Source organism: Rathayibacter sp. Leaf299, assembly GCF_001423055.1.
Taxonomy (GTDB): domain Bacteria; phylum Actinomycetota; class Actinomycetes; order Actinomycetales; family Microbacteriaceae; genus Rathayibacter; species Rathayibacter caricis.
This window is the reverse complement of record NZ_LMNT01000001.1, coordinates 1,182,425-1,207,352: the sequence shown is the minus strand read 5'-3', so window position 1 is coordinate 1,207,352 and position 24,928 is coordinate 1,182,425. Positions and strand designations below refer to the sequence as shown.

Genomic DNA, 24,928 nt, shown 5'->3' with positions numbered 1-24,928 from the left:
CGTCATGGCCGCATCCTCGATCACCGCGCTCCCCTCCGCCTCCGAGCACACCTGGGCCGCCCGCGACGCGGACGCCCCGCTGACGTCGGAGACCCTCGAGACCGTCGACGCCTGGTGGCGCGCCGCCAACTACCTCGCCGTCGGCCAGATCTACCTCCTCGCGAACCCGCTGCTCACCGAGCCGCTCACCCGCGATCACATCAAGCCGCGCCTCCTCGGTCACTGGGGCACGACTCCCGGCCTCAACCTGATCTACGCGCACCTCAACCGCGCCATCCGCGAGCGCCGCCAGTCGACCCTCTACATCACCGGTCCCGGCCACGGCGGCCCCGGCATGGTCGCGAACGCCTACCTCGACGGCACCTACAGCGAGATCTACTCGCACATCGACGAGTCCGAGGACGGGCTGCGCACGCTCTTCCGCCAGTTCAGCTTCCCCGGCGGCATCCCCAGCCACGCCGCTCCCGAGACCCCGGGCAGCATCCACGAGGGCGGCGAGCTCGGCTACGCGCTCAGCCACGCCTACGGAGCCGCCTTCGACAACCCCGACCTGCTCGTCGCCGCGGTCGTCGGCGACGGCGAGGCCGAGACGGGCCCGCTCGCCACCAGCTGGCACTCGAACAAGTTCGTGAACCCGGCCACCGACGGAGTGGTCCTGCCGATCCTGCACCTGAACGGCTACAAGATCGCGAACCCCACGATCCTCGCTCGCATCCCGTACGAGGAGCTCGAGAGCCTCCTCCGCGGCTACGGGCACGAGCCCTTCCTCGTCGAGGGCGGCTTCGACGGCGAGGACCCCATGCGCGTGCACGAGCGCTTCGCCGAGGTGCTCGACACGGTGCTCGACCGCATCGCCGCGATCAAAGAGCGCGCCGCCGCTGGGGATCTGACACGGCCCGCCTGGCCCATGATCGTCCTGAAGACCCCGAAGGGCTGGACCTGCCCCGCCGAGATCGACGGCGTGCAGGTCGAGGGCACCTACCGCGCCCACCAGGTGCCGCTCGCCAACGCCCGCGACACCGAGGAGCACACCCGCCTGCTCGAGGACTGGCTCCGCTCCTACCGCCCCGAGGAGCTCTTCACGGAGAGCGGAGGGATCGCCGAGCGCGTCCGCTCCCTCGCTCCCGAGGGCGAGCTGCGGATGAGCGCCACGCCGCACGCCAACGGCGGCCTCCTGCGGCAGACCCTGAACCTGCCCGACTTCCGCCGCTACGAGGTCGTCGTCGAGTCCCCCGGCGGCACGGTCGCCGAGGCGACGAAGGTGCTCGGCGAGTGGCTCGCCGACGTCATCCGCGCCAATCCCACCAACTTCCGGATCTTCGGACCCGACGAGGTCGCGAGCAACCGCCTGCAGAGCGTCTACGCCGCCACCGACAAGCAGTGGGAGGGAGAGCTCAGCCCGCTCGACGACCACCTGGCCCGCGCGGGCCGGGTCATGGAGGTCCTCTCCGAGCACCAGTGCCAGGGCTGGCTGGAGGGGTACCTCCTCACCGGCCGCCACGGTCTCTTCACCTGCTACGAAGCCTTCATCCACATCATCGACTCGATGTTCAACCAGCACGCGAAGTGGCTGAACGGCACCCGCGAGATCGAGTGGCGCCGCCCCATCGCGAGCCTCAACTACCTGCTCTCGAGCCACGTCTGGCGCCAGGACCACAACGGCTTCAGCCACCAGGACCCGGGCTTCATCGACCACGTCGTCAACAAGAAGCCGGAGGTGGTGCGCGTCTACCTGCCGTTCGACGCCAACACGCTGCTCTCGGTCTACGACCACTGCCTCCGCAGCGTCGACTACGTCAACGTCGTCGTCGCCGGCAAGCAGCCCGCCCCGGCCTGGCTGACGATGGACGAGGCCGTCGCCCACTGCACCCGCGGCCTCGGCATCCTCGAGTGGGCGAGCAGCGAGCGGCAGGGCGAGTCGCCGGATGTCGTGCTCGCCTGCGCGGGCGACGTCCCGACCCTCGAGACCCTCGCCGCCGTGAGCATCCTGCGCGAGAAGCTCCCGGACCTCGCGATCCGCACGGTCAACGTCGTCGACCTCATGCGCCTGATGTCCGAGTCCGAGCACCCGCACGGCCTCTCGGACCGCGAGTTCGACGCGGTCTTCACCCCCGACCGCCCCGTGGTGTTCGCGTACCACGGCTACCCGTGGCTGATCCACCGCCTGACCTACAAGCGCACCGGTCACCAGAACCTGCACGTGCGCGGCTACAAGGAGAACGGCACCACCACCACTCCGTTCGACATGGTGATGCTGAACGACCTCGACCGCTACTCGCTGGTGATCGACGTCATCGACCGCACCCCCGGACTCGGCTCCCGCGCCGCCGGACTCCGCCAGGAGATGCAGGACGCCCGCATCCGCGCCCGCGCCTACACCCGCGAGTTCGGCGAGGACCTCCCCGAGGTCGCCAACTGGACCTGGTCCGGCGAGCGCTCCGGCAACGCCAGCACCGCCACCGGCGGCGACAACGAGTAGGAGTTCGTCGCCTCTGTCTTCTGACGAAGCGAGGGCGCTTCGATCGCAAGGCGGAGGAGGAAGCGATACCGGCGGTATCGCGCCCGACGACAACGCCGCGAGCGGAGTGCCCTCGCCCCCTCTGTCTTCTGACGGGGCGAGGGTGCTTCGATCGCAAGGCGGAGGAGGAAGCGATACCGGCGGTATCGCGCCCGACGACAACGCCGCGAGCGGAGTGCCCTCGCCCCGTCAGGCGGCAGGGGCCAAGTAGCCGTTCCACTCGGGTTCCATCCGCTCCGCACCCCGCACCAGCCAGGAGCCGGCCCGCGGCACCCGCGGTACCGTCCGCAGGTGCCATCCCATCTCGGCGGGCGTGCGGTCGCTCTTGGTGTTGTTGCAGCGGTGGCAGCAGGCGACGAGGTTCTCCCAGGTGTCCCGTCCGCCCCGCGACTTCGGCTGGATGTGGTCGATGGTGTTCGCGTGCATCCCGCAGTAGCCGCAGCGGTGGTTGTCGCGCCGCAGCACCCCGCGCCGCGAGACGGGCACCGTCCGCGAGCTCGGGATCCGCACGTAGCGGGTCAACAGGATCACGGACGGCCGCACGTAGTCGCCGGTCGCCCCGTGCACCGGATTGTCCTCGTCGGCCGCGATGACGGTCGCCTTCTCCGTCATCAGCAGGACGAGTGCCCGCTTGAACGAGACGACCGCGAGCGGCTCGTAGCCGGCGTTGAGAACCAGAGTGCGCATCAGGGACCTCCGAACAGACGTCGTCCGTCGCACCTCGGCAGCACCCCGGACGCGAAGAAGGGCGCCGTCGCGTGGACGGCGCCCTTCTGGGCCGCGGCTGAGCACCGCGTCGAGTCGTGGTGGCGTATCCGAGTGTCGGAGGAGTGCACCGAGGCGGAGAGGATCCCCGCCCGGATCGAGTCGGTCCGCCGCACGCGCGAACGCAGCCCCACGCAGTGGTGCCCGTTCCGCTCGGTCATCCCGGCACTCCGTCCCTCGACGAACCGCTCCGCTGGTACGGCGGAGTGGGGTTCAGAGTATTCCTTCCGGCGCGAAACACCAGAGGTTCGCCGGAATTCGTCATCCGCATTTCACACCGCGTTCCCCGCGAACGCGAACGAGCCCGCCCCCGGAGAGGGAACGGGCTCGTCGACGGGCGTCCGGGCTCAGCCCGGGATGCGCACGATGTAGTAGTCCGACGTCCAGATCGGCTGCACGCGGACGCTCGCACCGGCGTAGGGCGCGTGCAGGATGTTGCCGTTGCCCGCGTAGAAGCCGTCGTGACCGGGCATGATCACGAGGTCGCCGGGCTGCGCCTCCGACACCGGGATGCGAGTGCCCATCGCGGCCTGACCCGCGGCCGAGTGCGGCATCGAGATGCCGTACTGCGCGAAGACGTACATCACGAGGCCGGAGCAGTCGAAGCCGCTCGGGTCCGCTCCGCCGAAGACGTAGGGCACGCCCTGGTACTGCAGGGCGGTGTTGTACACGGCCGAGAGGCTGTACCCGGTGGTCGGCGCCGACGCGGCGAGCTCGGCGGCCGACGCTCCGTCGTACGAGTTGAACGTCTCGGCGGTCTCCGCGCGGGCGGTCTCGACGTCCGAGGTGTCGGCGACCGGCTCGACGACGGGCTCGGGCTCGGGGGGCGGCGGGGGCGGAGGAGCCGCCTCGGCCGAGAAGCCGTCGCGCGCGATCGCGGCCTGCACGACGCTGCCCGCGACGGCGACGGTCTGCGCCTCGCCCTGACGGAGGAGGTCGGCCTGCGACGCCGCGAACGGGCTCGCGCTGTCGGTCCCCGGGGAGAACGCGTAGGCGGGGAGCGCCATGGTCGCGACGAGCGCGCCGGCGAACCCGACGATCGCGACCTTGCCGAGCTTCCGGCCGCGGTGCCGGCGCGGGGTGCCGGCGGGCGACGGGACGAAGTCGGTCACGTCGCGCTGGCGAGCCGGAGCGGTCGGGACCGCACGGCGGGCGACGGGAGCCTCGGAGTGGAACCGCGCGCGCACGACGGGCGGCTGGTTCTCGAAGGAGGCGGTGCTGCGGGGGCTGTTCGGGTGGGTGGAGCGGTACCGGTCGGGGCTGCCGGTGGTGTCGTTCTCGGCCAAAGGGGTGGACCTCCGCGTCCCGTCAGCCCAGGCGGCTGTCCCGTCTCATGCACGAAGCATCGATGTTCACGGTGGTCCGAGACGGGCAGGGGGACGTCGGATTCCGCGCCCTGGAACCGGGGTCCGGATGCAGGGCTCCCCAGAGCGTATGCGACCGTTACCGATTTGTCACCATTCGACGCGGCCCGATCACGACAACGGCGTGCGAGCCGTCCCGGGATGCGCTAGGAGTGCATCCAGCGCTCGCCCAGGGGCCGCTCGGTGATCCGTCGTCAGACGACGAGGAAGATGTGCGCCGCGACCTCGTTGGGAAGCTCGATGCCCGCCTCCGCGCCGTCGATGCGCACGAGGACGTAGCCGTTCAGGGCCGAGAACTCGCCCTCTGCTCCCGGCATGACGCCCGACTGCTTCAACTGGAGCAGCAGCTCGGGATCGACCTGCGCCGGCTCACCGAGACGACGCACCACTCCGCGCTTGGGCTCGGTCGATCCGGCGACGAAGCGGGGCAGGCTGATCACGCCGTCCGCGAAGCGCGACGCCGGGGTGTCGCCGAGCTCGTCGAGACCCGGGATCGGGTTGCCGTAGGGCGACTCGGTCGGGTGGTCGAGCATCTCGAGGAGTCGGCGCTCGACCTGCTCGCTCATGACGTGCTCCCAGCGGCAGGCCTCCTCGTGCACGAACTCCCAGTCGAGCTTGATGACGTCGTGGAGGAGCCGCTCGGCGAGGCGGTGCTTGCGCATGACGTGGATCGCCTTGCGGCGCCCGTCGGTGGTGAGCTCGAGGTGGCGGTCTCCGGAGACGACCACGAGACCGTCGCGCTCCATGCGTCCGACGGTCTGCGAGACGGTCGGTCCCGAGTGGCTCAGACGCTCCGAGATGCGCGCACGGAGGGGGATGATGTTCTCCTCCTCGAGCTCCAGAATGGTGCGCAGGTACATCTCGGTGGTGTCGATCAGATCCGTCATCTCAGCCTTCCCGTCTCGGCGCGCTCAACCTTACTGGGCGCCGTGTCGCAACTTCCGCGAAGCCGCACGGCGCCAGGCCTTCGTCACTCGAAGGAGGGGGCGAGCCGGGAACCCTAGTATTAACGCATGCCGGACGTCACCATTCCTCGCGAGCTCCTCCCCCACGACGGACGATTCGGCTGCGGCCCGTCCAAGGTGCGGCACGACCAGCTCGCGCACCTCGCGACCGAGGGCGCGCACCTCCTCGGCACGTCGCATCGGCAGGCGCCGGTCAAGAACCTGGTCGGCCGAGTGCGCGAGCACCTCGCGACGCTGTTCGACGTCCCCGAGGGCTACGAGGTCCTGCTCGGCAACGGCGGCTCGACCGCGTTCTGGGATTCGGCCGCCTTCTCGCTCATCGAGCGCCGCGCCGAGAACCTGACCTTCGGCGAGTTCGGCCAGAAGTTCGCGAAGGCCGCGTCCGCGCCGTTCCTCGAGCCGGCGCACGTGATCTCGGCCGCGGCCGGCTCGCGGAGCGAGGTCGAGGTCCTCGAGGGCGTCGACGTCTACGCCTGGCCGCACAACGAGACCTCGACCGGAGTGATGGCGCCCGTCACGCGCGTCCACGGTGACGAGGGCGCGCTCACCGTGATCGACGCGACGAGCGCCGCCGGCGGCATCGACTTCGACGCCTCGCAGGCCGACGTCTACTACTTCGCGCCGCAGAAGAACTTCGCCAGCGACGGCGGCCTCTGGTTCGGCCTCTTCTCCCCCGCCGCGATCGAGCGCGTCGAGCGCATCGCGGCGAGCGGGCGCTACATCCCCGAGTTCCTGAGCCTCAAGAACGCCGTCGACAACTCGCGCCTGAACCAGACGCTCAATACGCCCGCGCTCGCGACGCTCCTGCTGATGGAGTCGCAGCTCGACTGGATGAACGGCAACGGCGGCCTCGCCTGGGCGTCGGCGCGCACCGCCGAGTCCTCGTCCGCGATCTACGACTGGGCCGAGGCCTCGTCCGTCGCGACCCCCTTCGTCGAGGTGCCCGAGCACCGCTCGCAGGTCGTCGCCACCGTCGACTTCGACGCGTCGATCGACGCCGCGCTGATCGCGAAGATCCTCCGCGCCAACGGCATCGTCGACACCGAGCCGTACCGCAAGCTCGGGCGCAACCAGCTGCGCATCGCCACCTTCACCGCGATCGAGCCCGACGACGTCCGGTCGCTGCTGAGCTGCATCGACCACGTCATCGAGCGCCTGGCCGACTGAGGGGCGGGCGGAGGATGCGGTTGTGGCTCCGCGAGGAGGAGCGTCGACCGAGCCCTCCGCCCTACCCGAGCGACGACGCCCGGGCGCTGCTCGTGGGCTGCCTCGTCTGGGTCGCGGCGCTGATCGGCGTCCTCGTGGCGGCCTCGGTCGGCGTCGACGTGCCTCCCCTCGTGCTGTCGACCGTCGTGATCGGCGTCGTGCTCGGCACCATCGGCCTCTTCTACAGCCGCAACCGCCGCTGAGGGCTCAGGAGGCGTCCGTCTCCATCGTGAGCGTCGCCGCGACCGGATCGACGGACAGCTCCACCGAGACGGCGCCGAGTTGCGCGAGGCTCGCGACGTGCGTTCCTCCGCACGGGATCGACGCCTCGCCGGCGGCGAGCAGGCACCGCCAGGTCCGACGGGAGCCGAGCAGCTCGTCCTCGCGCTCGACGGCGACGGAGGCGTCCTCCGCCGTCCACTCCGCCAGCAGGGCGTCGATCCGCTCCTCGATCTCCGGCAGAGCCTCCTGCAGCCGGGCGGTGTCGAAGCCGCTGCGACGCAGGCTCTTCCCGAGCCGGTAGACGTCGGTCGAGCCCGAGGGGCGGATCAGCGACGACTGGATCGCGGCCTGATCGAAGTCGGGGCTGCCGAGCGAATCGGTCCGCACCGGCTTGCTCCAGAAGTCGGCGAGCGCCGCGTTCAGGGCGAGCGAGGCCAGATGGCAGGCCGTGTGCCCGCGCGAGAACTCGTCGCGGCGGGCGCGGTCGACCTCGACGCGGATCCGCTGCCCCTCGGCGAGCGCGGACGCGTCGGCCACGACGTGCGCGACGACGAAGACCCAGCCCTCGGTGCCGAGGCGGACCGGGAGCCGGTCGCCGAGGTGCAGGGTGCGCCCGTCCCACGCTGCGATGCGGCAGTCGAGCAGGCGGTAGCGCACGCCTTCGGCCACGAGGATGCCCTCGTCGGGCCCCTGGTCCGGCCAGGTGGGATCGACGGGATGAGCGGCCGTCGCGTCGAGGACGACCGCCCAACGGCCCTCCTCCAGTATCTCGACGTGGACGATCTCCCCCTCGGAGGAGGTGGCGCCGTCGGGGTAGGAGACGAGCGTGTCGATGCCGATCACGCCGCCCCCTCCCCCGCTGCCACCACGGGAGGCGCCGACTCAGCGGTCGTCGTCATCCCGGTCGTCGTCGTCCTCGGACTCGTCGTCTGACTCGTCGTCATCGTCGGAGTCGTCGTCGTCATCCGACTCGTCGTCGTCATCCGACTCGTCGTCGTCATCCGACTCGTCGTCGTCATCCGACTCGTCGTCGTCATCCGACTCGTCGTCATCGTCGTCGTCGAGAACGACCTGATCGTCGAACTCGTCCTCCGAATCCGGAGCGTCCTCGTCCGCCTCGTCATCGTCGTCGTCAGCGTCGTCCTCGTCCGAGTCGTCCGACTCCTCGCCTGCCGCGTCCTGCGCCGCGCGGTAGTCCGCCAGGCGATCCGTCCACGGCACCCAGTCCGGAGCGAGCACCGCTCCCTCGCCGGGCAGCAGCTCGACCTCGAGCACGTTGACGTCCTCGGTCTCGTCGATGCGCGACAGCGTCGCCGTCCAGAGCCATCCCGGGTAGCCCCGCATGAGGTTCGCGAACTGGAGCGAGACCACGTGCTCGCCCTGCGCCAGCGTCGCGACCAGCGGCCCGATCGTTCCGGGCGGAGCGACGTCGGCGAGCGCCTCGCGGGCCCGCTCCTCGCAAGCGGCGAGCACGGCGTCGAGCTCGTAGACGGGCTCGACCGCCTCGTCCTCGACGACGTCCTCGTTCCCCGGCTCGGAGCCGTCGACAACGACGTCGGCCTCCGACTCGGATCCCCCGGTCGCGCTCTCGACGTCCGACTCCTCCACGGCGGCCGGGAGCCCGGACTCCGCATCGGACTCGTCCCGAGGCTCATCGAGCTCGGTACCGGCTCCCGGAGTCGGCACATCCCCTTCGGTGGACGATTCCGCGATCACGATCGACGCCTCCGCCTCGACGGTCGACAGGTCGACCCCCTCGGCGCCGGTGACGTCGTCCGCGGCAGCATCGGCGGTGTCGGTTGGCAGGAGGGACTCCGCCCCTTCGGACGACGCGAGGTCGCCGGTCGTGCCGTCGGCGTCAGGCATCCAGCTCGTCCGCCACCCGGCGCAGCAGCGCCGCGATCTTGCGGCCGTGGGCCTTGTCGGGATACCGACCGCGCTTGAGGCCCGTGCCGATGCCGTCGAGCAGCTTGACGGTGTCCTCGACGATCACCGACATGTCGTCGGCCGACTTGCGGTTCATCTTCACCATGCTGGGGGGCGCCTCGATGACGCGGGCGGTCAGGGCCTGGGCCCCGCGCTTACCGTCGGCGATGCCGAACTCGAGGCGTGTGCCGGGCTTCACCGCGGTCCCCGAGGGCAGCGCGGAAGCGTGCAGGAAGACCTCCTGGCCGTCATCAGTGCTGATGAAGCCGAAGCCCTTCTCCTCGTCGTAGAACTTGACCTTGCCGGTAGGCATGCAGAACCCCTCCTGGAATCGAAGCAACCACCAGTTTAGAGGCTCTCCGGTGCGGCCTATCCTTGGGGGGTGAAGCCACAGCAGCCGGCGGGCATCGGACGCGCCGAGCGCACCCTCGCCTACATGTTCATCGCGATCATCGCCGTGACGGTGCTCGCGTTCCTCGCGATCCTCCTCGCGCCCCTCCTCGGAGTCGAGCGGTACGAGGGTCCGCTGTGGCAGTTCGTCTTCGCGGTCCCCCTCGTCGGCCTGCCCATCGCCTTCCTGATGATGATCGCGATGCTGGTCGTCGGAGTGCGTCGACGCCGCGCGTCCTGATCGCACCGACGGCACCGGGGCGGTGTCGAGCCACCCACCACTCGGCTCCCAGATTCCGTTCAGGCAACGCGCAGAAGATGTCCTCATGGACGGACCCCGCATTCTCATCGTCGACGACGAGCCCAACATCAGAGACCTGCTCACCACGAGCCTCCGCTTCGCCGGCTTCGCCGTGCGCGCGGTGGGCAACGGCGCGCAGGCCATCTCGGCCGTCCTCGAGGAGGAGCCCGACCTGATCATCCTCGACGTCATGCTCCCCGACATGAACGGGTTCGGCGTCACGAAGCGTTTGCGCTCGGCCGGCTACACCTCCCCCATCCTCTTCCTCACGGCGAAGGACGACACGGAGGACAAGATCACCGGTCTCACCGTCGGCGGCGACGACTACGTCACCAAGCCGTTCAGCCTCGACGAGATCGTCGCGCGCATCAAGGCGATCCTCCGCCGCACGATGCACGCCGAAGAGGACGCGGTCATCCGCGCCGGCGAGCTGACAATGGACCAGGACACCCACGAGGTCCTGGTCGGCGACGAGCCGGTCGAGCTCAGCCCCACCGAGTTCAAGCTGCTGCGCTACCTGATGCTCAACCCCAACCGCGTGCTCAGCAAGGCGCAGATCCTCGACCACGTGTGGGAGTACGACTTCAACGGCGATGCGGGCATCGTCGAGTCCTACATCTCGTACCTCCGACGTAAGCTCGACACGCATTCGGAGGAATCGCTCATCCAGACCAAGCGAGGATTCGGATACATGCTGAAGGTCGCGAAGGCCTAGCCTCCGGGTCCTGATCGACGTCGCGGAGCCCGGAGCTCCGCACCCCGGCGGTCGCCCCCTCGCGGGGCGGCCGCCGTTCCGCCATCGAGGGAGTCCCACCGCCATGCACCAGACCCTGGCCGAGCGGTGGAACTCCATCTCCCTGCGGACCAAGATCACCGCGGTGACGGTCCTGCTGCTCACGCTGGGGCTCCTCGTCTCCGGCATCGGGACCATGACGATGCTGAAGCCGCAGCTCATCTCGCAGCTCGACGACTCCCTGGCGAAGCAGGCCCAGGTCGTGGCCACGTCGCTGGGCACGATCGGTGAGGCCGGCTTGAACGACTCGAACACGACGTACTTCGGTGCCGTGTACGACTCGGCCGGGATTCTGGACAACACCACAGCCATCGGTCCGAATGCTCCTGACTTCCCCGAGACGTTCGCAATCGACGAAGCTCTCGAGTACGACGGGAAGCCGAAGGAGCTTCGCAGCGAGAACGGCAAGATCGAGTATCACTTCATAGCGACGACCTACTCCAAGGGCAATCAGGTCGCGACGCTGCTGCTCGCCACCTCGACGCGGAGTGTCGATGTCGTGATGACGGCCTACCTCACGATCTTCCTGGGGTTCGGAGTCGCGATCGTCGTGATCGGCGCGATGCTCACGCGCCTGCTCGTCACCACCACCTTCGCGCCGCTGCGCGAGGTGGAGCGCACCGCCGCCGCCATCGCCGACGGCGACTTCAGCCAGCGGCTCGACGGCACCACGCCCAACACCGAGGTCGGGCGGCTGAACCGCTCGCTCAACGCCATGCTCGGCCGGATCGACACCGCGTTCCGCGACCGTGCGCGCACGATCGATCAGATGCGCCGCTTCGTCGGCGACGCCAGCCACGAGCTGCGCACGCCCCTGGTCTCGGTCCGCGGCTACGCCGAGCTGTACCGGATGGGCGCCCTGCAGACGCCCGAGGCCGTCGGCCAGGCGATGGAGCGCATCGAGAAGGAGGCGATCCGCATGGGCGGTCTCGTCGAGGACCTGCTCGAGCTCGCTCGTCTCGACGAGACGAAGCCGCTCGCTCTCGCCCCCGTCGACTTGATGCCCCTCGCGCGCGACGCCGCCATGGACGCGATGGCCTCCTGGCCCGACCGCGACTTCGGCGTCGAGACCCGTGACGACACCCCCCTCGAGACGCCGGCCCTCGACGACGACGATCTCACCGGAGCCGCGACGCAGCCGCTGCAGACGGCAGCCGCCGGCCTGACCGGTCCCATCGCCGCCGCCGGCGCCCGCCTCGCCCGACTCCGCCGACGCCCCAGCCGGGTGAAGGCCGAGGAGATCGCCGCAGGGACGGCCGAGCCCGCTCCCGAGGAGGCGGGACTCCCCGCACTGGTCATGGCCGAGGAGAACAAGATCCGTCAGGTGCTCACGAACCTCATCGGCAACGCCGTGCGGTACACCCCCGAGGACACCCCCATCGAGATCGGAGTCGCGGTCGACCGCGCGCGCCGTCTGGCGTTCCTCGAGGTGATCGACCACGGCGAGGGCATCCCGCCGCAGATCCGCGAGAAGATCTTCCAGCGCTTCTGGCGCGCGGACACGTCCCGCACCCGCGAGACAGGCGGCAGCGGTCTGGGGCTGGCGATCGTCTCCTCCATCGTGGCCGCGCACAAGGGCCGCGTCGACGTCGTCGAGACCCCGGGCGGCGGAGCGACCTTCCGCGTCGCCCTGCCCCTCCTCACCGTCGGCCCGAACGGCGAATCCTCCCCAGCCTCGGTCTGAGGGCCCGCGGCCGAGACGGCGCGAGTCCTACCGTTCTCGCACGCGCCGATCGGCGCTGACCGGAACGAGAGGACTCCCCCATGACCCGCTACCAGACCGACATCGACGCGATGATCACGATGACCGGCACCGCGCACGGCTACATGGACCGCATCCAGACCGAGGTGTCGGGGCTGCTCGCGCAGCTGACCGGGCTCGAGGCGGTCTGGCAGGGCCAGGCCTCGAACGCGTTCCAGGGCGTCGTCGGAGTCTGGCGGTCGACGCAGGCGCAGGTCGACGAGGGCCTGGCCACGATCACGCTCGCACTCGGCACGGCCGCACAGCAGTACGCCGACACCGAGCAGGCCAACGCGCGTCTCTTCGGCCCCTGAGCGGCGAGCACGAGGGAGCCGTCGTCCGCGCGCCGCCGGGGCCACCCGGAACGCACGGAAGGCGGCTCCCCCGGAGGGGAACCGCCTTCAGCGTGTGGTGCGGGTCGGACTAGAAGTCCATGCCGCCCGTGGGGTCACCGGCCGGAACCGGGTTCTTCTCGGGCTTGTCGGCGACGACGACCTCGGTGGTGAGGAAGAGGCCGGCGATCGACGCCGCGTTCTGCAGCGCCGAGCGGGTGACCTTGACCGGGTCGATGATGCCAGCGGCGATCAGGTCGACGTACTCGCCGGTCGCGGCGTTGAGGCCGTGTCCGGTAGGCAGCTCGCGGACCTTGGCGGCGACGACACCGGGCTCGAGACCGGCGTTGAGCGCGATCTGCTTGAGCGGCGCCTCGATGGCGACCTTGACGATGTTCGCGCCGGTCGCCTCGTCTCCGACGAGCTCGAGCTTGTCGAACGCGAGCTTGCCGGCCTGGATGAGGGCGACGCCACCACCGGCGACGATGCCCTCCTCGACGGCGGCCTTCGCGTTGCGGACGGCGTCCTCGATGCGGTGCTTGCGCTCCTTGAGCTCGACCTCGGTCGCCGCTCCGGCCTTGATGACCGCGACTCCACCGGCGAGCTTCGCGAGGCGCTCCTGGAGCTTCTCGCGGTCGTAGTCGCTGTCGGTGTTCTCGATCTCGGCGCGGATCTGCGCGACGCGACCGGCGATGGCCTCGGCGTCGCCGGAGCCCTCGACGATGGTGGTCTCGTCCTTGGTGATGACGACCTTGCGGGCCGAGCCGAGGAGGTCGAGGGTGACGTTCTCGAGCTTGAGGCCGACCTCCTCGGAGATGACCTGGCCGCCGGTCAGGATCGCGATGTCCTGGAGCTGGGCCTTGCGACGGTCGCCGAAGCCCGGGGCCTTGACGGCGACGGACTTGAAGATGCCGCGGATCTTGTTGACGACCAGGGTCGCCAGCGCCTCACCGTCGACGTCCTCGGCGATGATCAGCAGCTGCTTGCCCGCCTGGATCACCTTGTCGACGACGGGGAGGAGGTCCTTGATGTTCGAGACCTTGGAGTTGACGATGAGGATGTAGGGGTCCTCGAACACCGCCTCCTGGCGGTCGGGGTCGGTCACGAAGTACTGCGACAGGTAGCCCTTGTCGAAGCGCATGCCCTCGGTGAGCTCGAGCTCGGTGCCGAAGGTGTTCGACTCCTCGACGGTGACGACGCCCTCCTTGCCGACCTTGTCGATCGCCTCGGCGATGATCGCGCCGATCTCGGGGTCCGCGGCCGAGATGGAGGCGGTCGCCGCGATCTCGTCCTTGGTCTCGATCGCCTTGGCGCCGGCGATGAGCTCGGCGGTGACCGCCTTGACGGCCTTCTCGATGCCCTTCTTCAGGGTGATCGGGTCGGCGCCGGCCGCGACGTTGCGCAGGCCTTCGCGGACCAGGGCCTGGGCGAGGACGGTCGCCGTGGTGGTTCCGTCGCCGGCGACGTCGTCGGTCTTCTTGGCGACCTCCTTGACGAGCTCCGCGCCGATCTTCTCGTAGGGCTCGTCGAGCTCGATCTCCTTGGCGATCGAGACGCCGTCGTTCGTGATGGTGGGAGCGCCCCACTTCTTCTCGAGCACGACGTTGCGGCCGCGCGGGCCGAGGGTCACCTTGACCGCGTCGGCCAGAGTGTTGAGTCCACGCTCGAGGCCGCGGCGGGCTTCTTCGTCAAAAGCAATGATCTTGGCCATGTGTGTTTCTCGTCCCTCCCGGACGTCAAGAAAGTTTCATTCCTGGCACTCGGATGAACCGAGTGCCAAGAGCGATTCTGGCACTCGCGGGTGACGAGTGCAAGCGACGCGACGCGGGGAGGAACGACAGGAGCCGCCGTCCGCACGGGGCGGGCGACGGCTCCTGGAACGAGCGCCGGGTCAGACCAGGCGCACCGCTTCCGCCTGGGGTCCCTTCGATCCGGTGCCGACCTCGAAGGCGACGTGCTGGCCCTCCTCGAGGACCTTGTATCCCGACATGTCGATCGCGGAGTAGTGGACGAACACGTCCTGCCCGCCGCCGTCGACCGTGATGAAGCCGTAGCCCTTCTCAGCGTTGAACCACTTGACGGTTCCGTTCGCCATTTCCACTCCCAAGTACTGTGCTGCCCTCGACACGAGCGATGCGCGCGTGCCTCCGAGTCGAGATACTAATCCGCGGTACGGGCCCGGAAACGGCGCGATCGCGCGTTCGGGAAAGAGTTGTCCGCGATTCAACACGGATTAAACGTGCCGGAAACAGAAGACCCGGTGACGGCGGGGTTCGCCCGCGTCCGAGCGAGATCCCGAGGCTCAGCCGACGGGGTAGTCGGCGCCGAGGACCACGACGAGATCGCCGGTCTCGACGAACTCGTCCCCCTGCACCAGGGCCCCCAGTCCGAGCGACTCGACCAGGCCGAGCGCGGCTCCCTGCAGCGCGGGATCGGAGTAGTAGACGGTGGTCGCCGCCTGGTCCTCGGAGCTGGCGTTCGCGACCGTCGGCACCGTCCAGCCGTCCGTCGTGAGCACGTCGCCGGCGCTGGCAGCGAGCCCGGCGGTCGGGGTGCCGTTGAGCACCGCGATCTCGAGGGACGGATCCACGGTCGGAGCGACCTCCGGCGTCGCGTCGGCGATGCCGGTGGGAGCGGTGAAGACGTCGTCGAACTGCACCCGGTCGTCGATCACGAGGAGACCGATGAAGCCGAGGAGGACGATCACTCCGGTGGCCAGCGCCGCCCAGGCGAGGGCGATGAGGCGGGCGTGCGGAGCGGGCGGCCGACGGTGCGCGCCGACGCGGCCCTCCGTCGCGGGGATCTCGTCGAAGCGGTCCTTCGGGTGCGTGTTCGACATCGAGGTCGGAGCCGGCCTTCCGTTGCGGTCTGCGCGAGCAGCGGGTCTACTCGGGCCGCCCGAGGCGCCGCGCGGCGCGGGCACCGGAGCGCCCGTCGCGGATGCGCAGGAGGCGCTTCACGAGCATCGGGTCGTGGGCGAGGGCCGCGGGAGAGGCGAGGACCGCGCCGAGGACCTGATAGTAGCGGGCGACCGAGAGCCCGAACCTGGATCGGATCGCGTCCTCCTTGTCCCCGGAGCGCGAGGTCCAGTCGCGCTCGAAGTCGAGCACCTCGCGGTCGCGCTCGGAGAGGGGAGCACTCGGCGCGCTCGTGCTCCGCGCCGTTCCCGTCGTCCCGTTCATCCGTCCAGGGTAGGCACGCCCGCCGCTGTCTCCGCGGAGGCGCTCCGGTACATGCTCACGTGGGTGATGCCCGCCTCCTGGTACTCGTCGCCGAACGCGACGAAGCCCGAGCGCGCGTAGAGTCCGGCGACGTGCGACTGGGCGTGCAGGAGGATCGCCTCATCGCCGTAGCGCCGGATCACCGCCTGTACGAGCGCATGCGCGAGCCCCTCCCCCCTCCTGTCGGCGCGGGTGACGACGCGGCCGATGACGCGGTGCGCGTCGGCGTGCTCCGGCTCGGCGTCGACGAGGGTGCGGAGGTAGGCGGCGGTCCCGCGCCCGTCGGCGATCCACCAGTGCCGTGCGGTCGGCTCGAGATCGCGGCCGTCCAGCTCGTCGTCGTCGACGCGCTGCTCCCGGAGGAACACGTCGGTCCGCAGCCGCGCGAAGGCGTACACCTCCTCGGTCGAGAGTTCGCTCCACGCTTTCGAGATCACGGAATTCGCCTGCACGGCTGGGAGTTTACGAGAGAGGAGGGGAGCGACCTCCCCCGTAAACTGGCGAGGAATCCTAGGGAGACCCATGTCGTCGTATTCCGTGAACAAGACCGACGCCGAGTGGCGCGAGGAGCTCGACCGCGAGCAGTACGCCGTCCTGCGCGAAGCAGCCACCGAGCGTCCGTGGACCGGCGAGCTGCTCGACGAGCACCGCTCCGGCCTCTACACCTGTGCCGCCTGCCACGCGGAGCTCTTCCAGAGCGGCACCAAGTTCGACTCCGGCTGCGGATGGCCGAGCTTCTACGAGTCGGTGAACCCCGATGCCGTTCAGCTGATCGAGGACAGCACCCTCGGCATGGTGCGCACCGAGGTGCGCTGCGCGAACTGCGGCTCGCACCTGGGCCACGTGTTCCCCGACGGCTTCGGCACCCCGACCGGCGACCGGTACTGCATGAACTCGATCGCCCTCGAGTTCCAGGCCGAGAGCGAGTGACCGTGCCCACCCCGGTGCTCGACGCCGTCCTCGCGCGACGATCGCGGTCGAAGGTGACGGCGGAGGCACCGGGCCACGACGAGATCGCGACGTACGTCTCGGCGGCGTCGCGTCTCGCCGACCACAGCTCGCTGCGGCCGTGGCGGGTCATCGAGATCCGGGGCGCCGCCCGCGACCGGATCGGCCGCAGCTTCGCCGCGGCGTCGGGGGCCAAGAAGGACCCGCGGAAGTACATCGAGAAGACGCACCGCGCCTCCCTGCTGCTCGCCGTCGTGGTGAGCACGAAGAAGTCGAGCGTGCCGGACTGGGAGCAGGAGGCGGTCGCCTCGGGCGTCGCGCACCTGCTGAGCCTGCTGCTCGACGAGGCGGGCTGGGGCGTCTTCTGGCGCACCGGCTCCTACACCCGCGCGAAGGCGGTCCGGAAGGCGCACCGCCTCGAGAAGGGCGAGGAGCTGCTCGGCTGGCTCTACGTCGGCCGGCCCGACGGCAAGATCGGCGGACCCAAGCGCCCCACCCCCGCCGAGAAGCACCTCAGCGTCCTGCAGCCGTGACGCCCGCGGGCGCCGTCCCGATCGCGGTGCGGCGCCCGCGATAGTCTGTCCCGGTGCCTCCGGGCGCACCTGCCGACGTGGCGCAATTGGTAGCGCACCCGACTTGTAATCGGGCGGTTACGGGTTCGAGTCCCGTCGTCGGCTCCACGTCCCGCCTCCCGTGCGGCCTTCCGGTTCCGCTGTCGCAGCGCATCCGCGCGCTGTCACCGGCGCGCACGAGAGAAGGGCACGTCCGGTCGAACCGGGCGTGCCCTTCTCTCGTGCGCCTGTGGTCAGCCCGCGGCAGGAGTCGGCGTCGGCGTCGCGGAGGAGTAGGTGTCGGCCGCCGCGGCGAGCACGAACGAGCTGAACGCCTCGGGGTCGGTCAGCGAGCCGGAGTACGCCTCGCCGTTCACGAGGACGGTCGGAGTGCCCGAGACCTTCTCGACCTCGGAGCCCGGCAGCGGTCCGGAGGTGGCGCGCTCGGTCGCCGCTTGCACCCAGCTCGTGAAGGAGCCGTCGTCGATGCAGGAGTCGACCGCGGCGGTGTCCTCGACGCCGGCCTCGGCGGCGTAGCCCTTGAGCTCGTCGTCGGACAGCCCGTCGGTCCCCTCGGCGGGCTGGTTCTCGAAGAGGAGGGAGTTGAAGTCGAGGAAGGAGTCGGGCGAGGAGTCGGCGACGCAGGCGGCGGCGTTCGCGGCGCGCTCCGAGTACTTGGTGCCGTTGGAGCGCGGAGTCAGAATCGCGATCGGATGGATCTCGACGGTGGCGGCTCCGCTGTCGACCCACTCCTCGATCTGCTCGCCGTTGGTCGTTTCGAACTCGCCGCAGTACGGGCAGAGGTAGTCGACGTAGACGCGGATGTCGACGGTGCCGGTCGAGGTGTCGAGAGCGCTCGGGCTGGGAGTGCCGCTCGCCGGGACGGGGTCGGAGGTCTGCGCGACCAGGCCCTCTCCGACGACGAGGCCGTCGCTGGCCATGTTCGCCGGGCCCGGGCCGACCTCGGCGGGACGGAGGTTCGGAACGAGGACCAGGGCGACGATCGCGACGACGGCGATCACGACGACGGCGAGGCCTCCCTGCAGCAGCAGGCGGCCGGCGCGGTCGCGGCGCTTCTGCTGCTCACGGAGCCGTCGGGCCTTCTCCCTCGCTGCCTCTCGACGCTGGTTCTTCGAGAGACGGTCGTTGGCTCCGCCGTTGGTCATGACAAGGACACTCCGAGAAAGAGAGGGGGAAGTCGTCGCCGGGTCGCGACTCGCCGGAATCCTACGCGCGAGCCCTGGGAATCCCCCAAACGGCGGATACGCGACGGTCTCGCGGAGGCGACCGGGCCCGCGGTGGCGAGTTCCCGACGCGTGGCATACTGTGACGGTTGGCCGACGTCGTCCACACGACGATGACCATCATCAATTCCATTCACTCGGATCGTCCGGCACGTACCTGCCGGTGAAGGAGCAAGAACAATGGCGTCCGTAACTTTCGACCACGCGTCCCGCGTCTACCCCGGGGCCACGCGTGCCTCCGTCGACAAGCTCAACCTCGAGGTGGGCGACGGCGAGTTCCTCGTCCTCGTCGGCCCCTCCGGCTGCGGAAAGTCGACCTCCCTGCGCATGCTCGCCGGCCTCGAAGAGGTCAACGAGGGACGCATCCTGATCGGCGACCGCAACGTCACGGACGTGCCGCCGAAGGACCGCGACATCGCGATGGTCTTCCAGAACTACGCGCTGTACCCGCACATGTCGGTCGCCGAGAACATGGGCTTCGCGCTCAAGATCGCCGGCATCAACAAGGACGAGCGCGCCGCGCGGGTCCTCGAGGCCGCGAAGATGCTCGACCTCGAGCCCTACCTGAACCGCAAGCCGAAGGCCCTCTCGGGTGGTCAGCGCCAGCGTGTCGCGATGGGCCGCGCCATCGTCCGCAAGCCCCAGGTCTTCCTCATGGACGAGCCGCTGTCGAACCTCGACGCCAAGCTGCGCGTCTCGACCCGCACCCAGATCGGCACCCTCCAGCGCCGCCTGGGCATCACCACGGTCTACGTCACCCACGACCAGACCGAGGCGCTCACCATGGGCGACCGCATCGCGGTCCTCAAGGACGGCCTCCTCCAGCAGGTCGGCAGCCCGCGCGACCTGTACGAGAACCCGAACAACGTGTTCGTGGCCGGCTTCATCGGCTCGCCCGCGATGAACCTGTTCCACGCGGACGTCACCGACGGCGGCGTCAAGTTCGGCGACACCGTCCTCCCGATCGCCCGCGAGGCGCTCGCGAAGACGAGCCAGAAGGTCGTCACGCTCGGCGTGCGTCCCGAGGACGTCACCGTCTCCACCCAGCCCGGCGGCCTCCCCATCGAGGTCGACCTGATCGAGGAACTCGGCTCGGACGGCTACCTCTACGGCCACACCGAGGTCGAGGGACGCCGCACCGACATCGTCGCGCGCGTCGACGGCCGCGTGCACCCCACCGCGGGCGACCGCGTCTACGTGACCGCGAACCACCGCGTGCACATCTTCGACGCGGAGTCGGGCGAGCGCCTCTCCTGAGGCTCCCCCTCCGCGCACACGCTGCCGCCGTCTCCTCCGGGACGGCGGCAGCGTTCGTTAGCGCTCCTCCCCCGCCCGACTCCGACACGAACGGCGCTCCATGTCCGGATCCCTGAACATCACCTCCGCCACCGTCGACCCGGCCCTCCTCGACCTCCCGTGGAACCTCCGCCTGAACGACTGGCCCGACGAGTACATCGCCGCGCTGCCCAAGGGCATCTCCCGTCACACGGTGCGTTTCGCCCACCTCTCGGGCCACGTGGTCGCCGTCAAGGAGACCACCGCCGAGATGGCGCGCCGCGAGTACGAGATGCTCAAGACGCTGCAGCGCCTCGACGTCCCCTGCGTCGTGCCCGGCGCCGTCATCGCGAACCGCACCGACGACGAGGGCGGCGAGCTGCCCGCCGTGCTGGTGACGCGCCACCTCAAGTTCTCGCTGCCCTACCGCGCCCTCTTCTCGCAGACGCTGCGGCCCGATACGGCGACCCGCCTCGTCGACGCCCTGGCGCTCCTGCTCGTCCGGCTGCACGTCATCGGCTTCTTCTGGGGCGACGTGTCACTCTCGAACACGCTCTTCCGCCGCGACGCCGGCGCGTTCGCCGCCTACCTGGTCGACGCCGAGACCGGTCAGCTCTACTCGGGCGGGCTGTCGAACGGCCAGCGCGAGAACGACCTCGAGATCGCGCGCGTCAACATCGCCGGCGAGCTCCTCGACCTCGAGGCCGGTGGGCGCGTCGACGAGGACCTCGATCCGATCACGGTGTCGGACGGGATCGTCGCGGCGTACCGCAGCCTCTGGAAGGAGCTGACCGGCGTCGAGTCGTTCGCCACCTCCGAGCGCTGGCGCATCAACGACCGGGTGAACCGCCTGAACGACCTCGGCTTCGACATCGAGGAGCTGGCGATCAAGACCGACGACGCCGGATCGACCGTGCGGATCCAGCCGAAGGTCGTCGACGCCGGTCACCACCAGCGCCGCCTCCTCCGCCTGACCGGGCTCGACGCCCAGGAGAACCAGGCGCGACGGCTCCTGAACGACCTCGACTCGTACACCGCGACCTACGGCAAGCAGGGCCTGGACGAGGAGATGGTCGCGCACGAGTGGCTGGCGCAGGTGTTCGAGCCGGTCATCCGCTCGATCCCGCGCGACCTCAAGGGGCGCCTGGAGCCGGCCGAGATGTTCCATCAGCTCCTCGAGCACCGCTGGTTCATGTCGCAGCAGCAGGCGCGCGACGTCCCCCTCGCCGAGGCGGTCACGGCCTATGTGAACGACATCCTCCGCCACCGCCGCGACGAGGCGACGATCATCGCCCCGCCGACCGAGGCGCTGACGCTGCCCAACCTCGTCATCGACGAGGCGGGCGACGCCGAGCTGACCGACGAGGACGCCGACGTCGACTGGACCAAGAACGTCTGACCCGGATCGACGAAGGGCCCGTGCGGATCGCTCCGCACGGGCCCTTCGTCATTCGTACGCTTCTACTTCTGTGACGCCCGGAGCTTGGAGATCTCGTAGAGGGCGACCGAGGCCGCGATGCCGGCGTTCAGCGACTCGGCTGCCGAGCTGATCGGGATCGAGACGATCGCGTCGCACTGCTCGGTGACGAGCCGGGACAGGCCCTTGCCCTCGCTGCCGACGAGCACGAGGAGCGGCCGGTCGGCGAGCTCGAGGCCCGGCAGCATCGTGTCGCCGCCGCCGTCGAGGCCGATGACGAAGACGCCGTCGCGCTTGAAGTCCTTGATCATCGCGGTCAGGTTCGACGCCATCGCGACGGGGACGCGCGCGGCGGCTCCGGCCGAGGTCTTCCACGCGGCCGAGTTGAGCCCGACCGAGCGGCGCTGCGGCACGATGACGCCCTGGCCGCCGAACGCGGCGACGGAGCGGATGATCGCGCCGAGGTTGCGCGGGTCGGTGATGCCGTCGAGCGCGACGAAGAGCGGCGTCTGCGCGCGCGAGATGCTGCGCTGCAGCAGGTCGCTCGGGTGGGCGTACTCGTACGGCGGCACCTTGAGGACGAGGCCCTGGTGCACCGAGTCGGGGCCGGCGAGGCGGTCGAGCTCGGGGCGCATGATCTCGAGGACGGGCAGGCCGCGCGCGGTGGCGAGCTTCAGCGCCTCCTTGACCCGCTCGTCCATCTCGATGCGCGTCGCCACGTAGAGGGTCGTCGCGGGGATCTTGGCCCGCAGCGCCTCGAGGACGGAGTTGCGCCCGGTCACCATCTCGGACTCGTCCGCACTCTTGGGCTTGCGCGACGGAGCGGGCCGACCCGATCCTCCGCGCGCGGCCGCCGACAGCGTGCTGCCGGGACGTCCCTTCCCGCCGGCGGCGACGAAGCGCTCGCGCGCCGCCTTCGCCTTGCCTGCGGGGTGGTACGGCCGATCCTCGGCCTTCGGCGTGGGCTTCTTGCCCTCGAGGGCCTGACGGCCCTGACCGCCGGAACCGACGGCCTTGCCCTTGCTCTTCTTGCGGACCGCTCCTGGGCGGCCGGGCTTATTCGCCATCGAGACTCCAATGCGCACCCGTCTGGGTGTCTTCGATCGTGATTCCCGCCGCGGCGAGATCGGTTCGGATGCGGTCGGCGGCCGCCCAGTCGCGCTGCTCCCGCGCGGACTGGCGCTCGAGGACCAGACGGTCGACGAGGACGCTGAGGGCCCGGTAGGAGGGCTCGTCGTCGGAGCGCGCCCACTCGGGCGCCTCCGGGTCGATGCCGAGCACCGACGCCATGGCGAGGACCTGCGTGCGCAACGCCGCGACGGTGCCCAGATCCTCGGCGTCGAGGGCGGCGTTGCCGGCCCGGACGGTCTCGTGCAGAACGCCGACGGCCTGCGGGACGGAGAGGTCGTCGTCCATCGCCTCGGCGAACTCGTCCGGGACGAGGGGCTCGCCGACGGAAGCGAAGCGGGTGCCCTCGAGGCGACGGCGCGACCGGTCGAGGAAGCCCTCGATCCGCTCGAGCGCGGCCTCGGCCTCGTCGAGCGCACCGTCGTGGAACTCGAGGGTGGAGCGGTAGTGCGCGGAGCCGAGGTAGTAGCGGACGACGAGGGGCCGAGCCGCGTCGAGCAGCTCGGACGCGAAGACGGAGTTGCCGAGCGACTTGCTCATCTTCTGCCCCGTCACCGAGACCAGCCCGTTGTGCAGCCAGTAGGAGGCGAAGGCGTGCCCCGCGGCGCTGGACTGCGCGAGCTCGTTCTCGTGGTGCGGGAACCGGAGATCCAGACCGCCGCCGTGGATGTCGAACTGGGTGCCGAGATACTTCGTCGACATCGCCGAGCACTCGATGTGCCAGCCCGGACGCCCCGGGCCCCACGGGGACGCCCACGACGCCGACTCCGGCTCCTCGGGCTTGACACCCTTCCACAGGGCGAAGTCGTGCGGATCGCGCTTGCCGCGCGGGTCGGCGTCGGTCGCCGCCTCCATGCTCTCCAGGCGCTGGTGCGTGAGGGCGCCGTAGTCGGGCCAGGAGCGGGTGTCGAAGTAGACGTCTCCGGACTCGTCGGGCGCGGGGTAGGCGTGACCGAGCTCGATCAGGCGCTCCACCAGAGCGATCATCTCGGCGATGCTCGCCGTCGCCCGCGGCTCGTAGGTGGGCGGCAGGATGCCGAGGGCGTTGTAGGCGGCGGTGAACTCGAGCTCGACGCGGTAGGCCAGCGCCCACCACTGCTCGGAGGGCTCGCCCTCGGGGGCCGCTCGTCGCGACTCCTCGGCGATCGCGAGGATCTTGTCGTCGATGTCGGTGACGTTGCGCACCAGGGTGACGTGGAAACCGCGGTAGCGGAGCCAGCGCCGCAGCTGGTCGTAGACGAGGGCGGAGCGCAGGTGCCCGATGTGCGGGGAGGACTGCACGGTGGGTCCGCAGACGTACATCCCGACCTCGTTCGCGCGGAGGGGGACGAAATCGACGAGGGCCTGGGCCTTCGAGTCATGCAGTCGCAGAGTCACGGGGCGAGTTTACCGGGCGAGTCGCCCGCGGCCGGGCGGCGGGATCAGCGCGAGGACGCGGTCGGGAGCACGAGCGCGGTCGCCGTCGCCGCCACTCCCTCGCCCCGCCCCGTGAAGCCGAGGGCGTCGGAGGTCGTCGCGGCGACGCTCACGGGCGCGCCGAGGATCGCCGACAGCCGCTCCTGCGCCTCGTCGCGGCGCGGCGAGAACTTCGGCCGGTTGCCGATCAGCTGCACCGAGACGTTGCCGATCGTGAAGCCCGCCGACTCGACGAGCTCGCGCGTGGCTCGGAGGAACACCTCGCCGTGCGCGTCGGCGAAGCGCGGGTCCGCGGTGCCGAAGCGCGAGCCGATGTCGCCCAGCCCGGCCGCGGCGAGGAGGGCGTCGCAGATCGCGTGGGCGACGGGATCGCCGTCGCTGTGCCCCGAGAGCCCCCGCTCCCCGGGCCAGTGGAGTCCGGCGAGCCAGAGGGGCGACGCGTCGTCGAAGGCGTGCACATCGGTGCCGATGCCGACCCGCGGAGCGGCGACGGGCACGGGCGGCGCGAGCAGCTGCTCCGCCCGCGACAGATCCCACGGCGTGGTGATCTTGAAGGCGAGGGGGTCGCCGGCGACGACGACGGAGCAGCGGCCGTGCGCCGCGAGGAGCGCCGCGTCGTCGGTGTGCTCGGCGCCCGCGGCGGAGTACGCGGCGTCGAGCAGGGCGCGGGGGAAGCCCTGCGGCGTCTGCACGGCCGCGAGCTGCGCGCGGTCGACCGTCTCGAGGATCGCACCCTCGGATCCGATCCGCTTGATCGTGTCCGTGACCGGCAGGCCCGGCACCACTCCCCCGCCGGTCGACCGGACCGCCGCGATGACGCGCTCGAACTGGTCGACGGGAGTGAGGGCGCGCGCGGCGTCGTGGACGAGCACCGTCTCGACGGAGGGGGCGAGGAGCGCCAGACCGCGGCCGACCGACTCCTGCCGGGTCGCTCCTCCGGCCGTGACCGCCACGTCGTCGGAACCGGAGGCGGCGCGGCAGAGGGAGACCGTCTCGTCGACGAGCGCGGCGGGGGCGACCACGACCACCTGCACGGGCTCGGCGATCGTGAGGATCGTGCGGAGGCTGCGCTCCAGGATCGTCCGGCCGGCGCAGTCCACATAGGCCTTGGGCCTCTCGCGGCCGAGCCGGGTGCCGCTGCCGGCGGCGACGACGACGACGGCGACGGTGGGGGGCTCCGAGGAGAGGGGGGTCATCGGGCACGT

26 protein-coding genes and 1 tRNA gene are annotated in these 24,928 nt (G+C 70.4%); 12 read left to right on the top strand and 15 right to left on the bottom strand.

Annotation, left to right across the window (positions count from 1 at the left end; genetic code table 11):
- Positions 1 to 4 precede the first annotated feature (4 nt).
- Positions 5 to 2,479, top strand: a complete 2,475-nt coding sequence (locus tag ASF48_RS05745; protein WP_157603065.1) for a phosphoketolase family protein — start codon at positions 5 to 7, stop codon at positions 2,477 to 2,479.
- 228 nt (positions 2,480 to 2,707) lie between these two features.
- Here ASF48_RS05745 and ASF48_RS05740 read toward each other — a convergent pair whose 3' ends face one another.
- The 3 genes from ASF48_RS05740 to ASF48_RS05725 all read right to left on the bottom strand — a co-directional run bounded on the left by ASF48_RS05740 (position 2,708) and on the right by ASF48_RS05725 (position 5,534).
- On the bottom strand, positions 2,708 to 3,205 hold the full coding sequence (locus ASF48_RS05740) for an HNH endonuclease (RefSeq protein WP_055787753.1): 498 nt from the start codon (positions 3,203 to 3,205) through the stop codon (positions 2,708 to 2,710).
- Positions 3,206 to 3,630: 425 nt separating this feature from the next.
- Complete coding sequence (locus tag ASF48_RS05730) at positions 3,631 to 4,569, bottom strand: C40 family peptidase (RefSeq protein WP_055787747.1); 939 nt, start codon at positions 4,567 to 4,569, stop codon at positions 3,631 to 3,633.
- A gap of 272 nt (positions 4,570 to 4,841) precedes the next feature.
- Entirely contained in the window at positions 4,842 to 5,534 is a 693-nt protein-coding gene (locus ASF48_RS05725) for a metal-dependent transcriptional regulator (protein ID WP_055787743.1), read from the bottom strand.
- Positions 5,535 to 5,660: 126 nt separating this feature from the next.
- On the opposite strand from ASF48_RS05725, the gene serC reads away from it, so the two are divergent.
- Together serC and ASF48_RS05715 are read left to right on the top strand one after the other, a co-directional pair.
- On the top strand, positions 5,661 to 6,779 hold the full coding sequence (gene serC, locus ASF48_RS05720) for a phosphoserine transaminase (protein ID WP_055787742.1): 1,119 nt from the start codon (positions 5,661 to 5,663) through the stop codon (positions 6,777 to 6,779).
- Between the two features lie 14 nt (positions 6,780 to 6,793).
- Positions 6,794 to 7,021 carry a hypothetical protein gene (locus ASF48_RS05715; protein WP_055787739.1) on the top strand — a complete coding sequence of 76 codons (228 nt, stop codon included), beginning with the start codon at positions 6,794 to 6,796 and terminating at the stop codon, positions 7,019 to 7,021.
- Positions 7,022 to 7,025: 4 nt separating this feature from the next.
- On the opposite strand, the gene ASF48_RS05710 is transcribed toward ASF48_RS05715, so the two are convergent.
- The 3 genes from ASF48_RS05710 to ASF48_RS05700 are packed head-to-tail and all read right to left on the bottom strand — an operon-like array spanning position 7,026 to position 9,279.
- Entirely contained in the window at positions 7,026 to 7,883 is an 858-nt protein-coding gene (locus ASF48_RS05710) for a hypothetical protein (RefSeq protein ID WP_055787737.1), read from the bottom strand.
- Between the two features lie 39 nt (positions 7,884 to 7,922).
- On the bottom strand, positions 7,923 to 8,906 hold the full coding sequence (locus ASF48_RS18900) for a DUF3027 domain-containing protein (RefSeq protein WP_082481002.1): 984 nt from the start codon (positions 8,904 to 8,906) through the stop codon (positions 7,923 to 7,925).
- The gene (locus ASF48_RS05700) at positions 8,899 to 9,279 is read right to left on the bottom strand and encodes a cold-shock protein (RefSeq protein ID WP_055787734.1); all 381 of its coding nucleotides are present in this window, start codon (positions 9,277 to 9,279) and stop codon (positions 8,899 to 8,901) included. The genes ASF48_RS18900 and ASF48_RS05700 overlap by 8 nt, the downstream gene beginning before the upstream one ends.
- Positions 9,280 to 9,348: 69 nt before the next feature.
- On the opposite strand from ASF48_RS05700, the gene ASF48_RS05695 reads away from it, so the two are divergent.
- The 4 genes from ASF48_RS05695 (at position 9,349) to ASF48_RS05680 (ending at position 12,505) form a co-directional block, all read left to right on the top strand.
- A complete protein-coding gene (locus ASF48_RS05695; RefSeq protein WP_230671768.1) occupies positions 9,349 to 9,597 on the top strand; it encodes a hypothetical protein in 249 nt (82 codons plus the stop codon).
- 85 nt (positions 9,598 to 9,682) lie between these two features.
- Complete coding sequence (locus ASF48_RS05690) at positions 9,683 to 10,372, top strand: response regulator transcription factor (protein ID WP_055787731.1); 690 nt, start codon at positions 9,683 to 9,685, stop codon at positions 10,370 to 10,372.
- Between the two features lie 103 nt (positions 10,373 to 10,475).
- A complete protein-coding gene (locus ASF48_RS05685; protein ID WP_055787726.1) occupies positions 10,476 to 12,134 on the top strand; it encodes a sensor histidine kinase in 1,659 nt (552 codons plus the stop codon).
- An 80-nt stretch (positions 12,135 to 12,214) separates the two neighbouring features.
- The gene (locus ASF48_RS05680) at positions 12,215 to 12,505 is read left to right on the top strand and encodes a WXG100 family type VII secretion target (protein WP_055787723.1); all 291 of its coding nucleotides are present in this window, start codon (positions 12,215 to 12,217) and stop codon (positions 12,503 to 12,505) included.
- A 109-nt stretch (positions 12,506 to 12,614) separates the two neighbouring features.
- Here the strand turns inward: ASF48_RS05680 and groL are convergent, their stop codons facing one another.
- The 5 genes from groL to ASF48_RS05655 all read right to left on the bottom strand — a co-directional run bounded on the left by groL (position 12,615) and on the right by ASF48_RS05655 (position 16,196).
- Positions 12,615 to 14,234: a chaperonin GroEL gene (gene groL / locus ASF48_RS05675; RefSeq protein WP_055787720.1), complete on the bottom strand. Its 1,620-nt coding sequence runs from the start codon at positions 14,232 to 14,234 to the stop codon at positions 12,615 to 12,617.
- Between the two features lie 180 nt (positions 14,235 to 14,414).
- A complete protein-coding gene (locus ASF48_RS05670) occupies positions 14,415 to 14,618 on the bottom strand; it encodes a cold-shock protein (protein WP_055787717.1) in 204 nt (67 codons plus the stop codon).
- A gap of 207 nt (positions 14,619 to 14,825) precedes the next feature.
- Positions 14,826 to 15,362, bottom strand: a complete 537-nt coding sequence (locus tag ASF48_RS05665; RefSeq protein WP_055787714.1) for a LytR C-terminal domain-containing protein — start codon at positions 15,360 to 15,362, stop codon at positions 14,826 to 14,828.
- 46 nt (positions 15,363 to 15,408) lie between these two features.
- Positions 15,409 to 15,705 (bottom strand): DUF3263 domain-containing protein, encoded by a 297-nt coding sequence (locus ASF48_RS05660; protein WP_055787711.1) that lies wholly within the window; start codon positions 15,703 to 15,705, stop codon positions 15,409 to 15,411.
- Positions 15,702 to 16,196, bottom strand: coding sequence for a GNAT family N-acetyltransferase (locus ASF48_RS05655; protein WP_230671775.1), 495 nt, complete (start codon positions 16,194 to 16,196; stop codon positions 15,702 to 15,704). Before ASF48_RS05655 ends, ASF48_RS05660 begins: the two co-directional genes overlap by 4 nt.
- 70 nt (positions 16,197 to 16,266) lie before the next feature.
- Between ASF48_RS05655 and msrB the strand changes: the two genes are divergently transcribed.
- The 3 genes from msrB (at position 16,267) to ASF48_RS05640 (ending at position 17,372) form a co-directional block, all read left to right on the top strand.
- The gene (gene msrB, locus ASF48_RS05650) at positions 16,267 to 16,674 is read left to right on the top strand and encodes a peptide-methionine (R)-S-oxide reductase MsrB (RefSeq protein WP_055787708.1); all 408 of its coding nucleotides are present in this window, start codon (positions 16,267 to 16,269) and stop codon (positions 16,672 to 16,674) included.
- Entirely contained in the window at positions 16,671 to 17,225 is a 555-nt protein-coding gene (locus ASF48_RS05645; protein WP_082481001.1) for a nitroreductase family protein, read from the top strand. Before msrB ends, ASF48_RS05645 begins: the two co-directional genes overlap by 4 nt.
- A 71-nt stretch (positions 17,226 to 17,296) precedes the next feature.
- A tRNA-Thr gene (locus tag ASF48_RS05640) sits at positions 17,297 to 17,372 on the top strand.
- A gap of 125 nt (positions 17,373 to 17,497) precedes the next feature.
- Here the strand turns inward: ASF48_RS05640 and ASF48_RS05635 are convergent.
- Positions 17,498 to 18,409: a DsbA family protein gene (locus ASF48_RS05635; RefSeq protein WP_055787703.1), complete on the bottom strand. Its 912-nt coding sequence runs from the start codon at positions 18,407 to 18,409 to the stop codon at positions 17,498 to 17,500.
- Between the two features lie 258 nt (positions 18,410 to 18,667).
- Between ASF48_RS05635 and ASF48_RS05630 the strand changes: the two genes are divergently transcribed.
- Entirely contained in the window at positions 18,668 to 19,744 is a 1,077-nt protein-coding gene (locus ASF48_RS05630) for an ABC transporter ATP-binding protein (RefSeq protein ID WP_055787700.1), read from the top strand.
- Between the two features lie 100 nt (positions 19,745 to 19,844).
- Positions 19,845 to 21,161, top strand: coding sequence for a DUF4032 domain-containing protein (locus ASF48_RS05625; RefSeq protein ID WP_055787699.1), 1,317 nt, complete (start codon positions 19,845 to 19,847; stop codon positions 21,159 to 21,161).
- Between the two features lie 62 nt (positions 21,162 to 21,223).
- On the opposite strand, the gene rlmB is transcribed toward ASF48_RS05625, so the two are convergent.
- Genes rlmB through ispD form a run of 3 tightly spaced genes read right to left on the bottom strand, consistent with a single transcriptional unit; the run spans position 21,224 to position 24,919 of the window.
- Entirely contained in the window at positions 21,224 to 22,246 is a 1,023-nt protein-coding gene (rlmB, locus tag ASF48_RS05620) for a 23S rRNA (guanosine(2251)-2'-O)-methyltransferase RlmB (RefSeq protein ID WP_055787696.1), read from the bottom strand.
- Complete coding sequence (gene cysS, locus ASF48_RS05615; protein ID WP_055787693.1) at positions 22,236 to 23,684, bottom strand: cysteine--tRNA ligase; 1,449 nt, start codon at positions 23,682 to 23,684, stop codon at positions 22,236 to 22,238. Before cysS ends, rlmB begins: the two co-directional genes overlap by 11 nt.
- Before the next feature lie 44 nt (positions 23,685 to 23,728).
- Complete coding sequence (gene ispD / locus ASF48_RS05610; RefSeq protein WP_055787690.1) at positions 23,729 to 24,919, bottom strand: 2-C-methyl-D-erythritol 4-phosphate cytidylyltransferase; 1,191 nt, start codon at positions 24,917 to 24,919, stop codon at positions 23,729 to 23,731.
- Between the last annotated feature and the right edge of the window lie 9 nt (positions 24,920 to 24,928).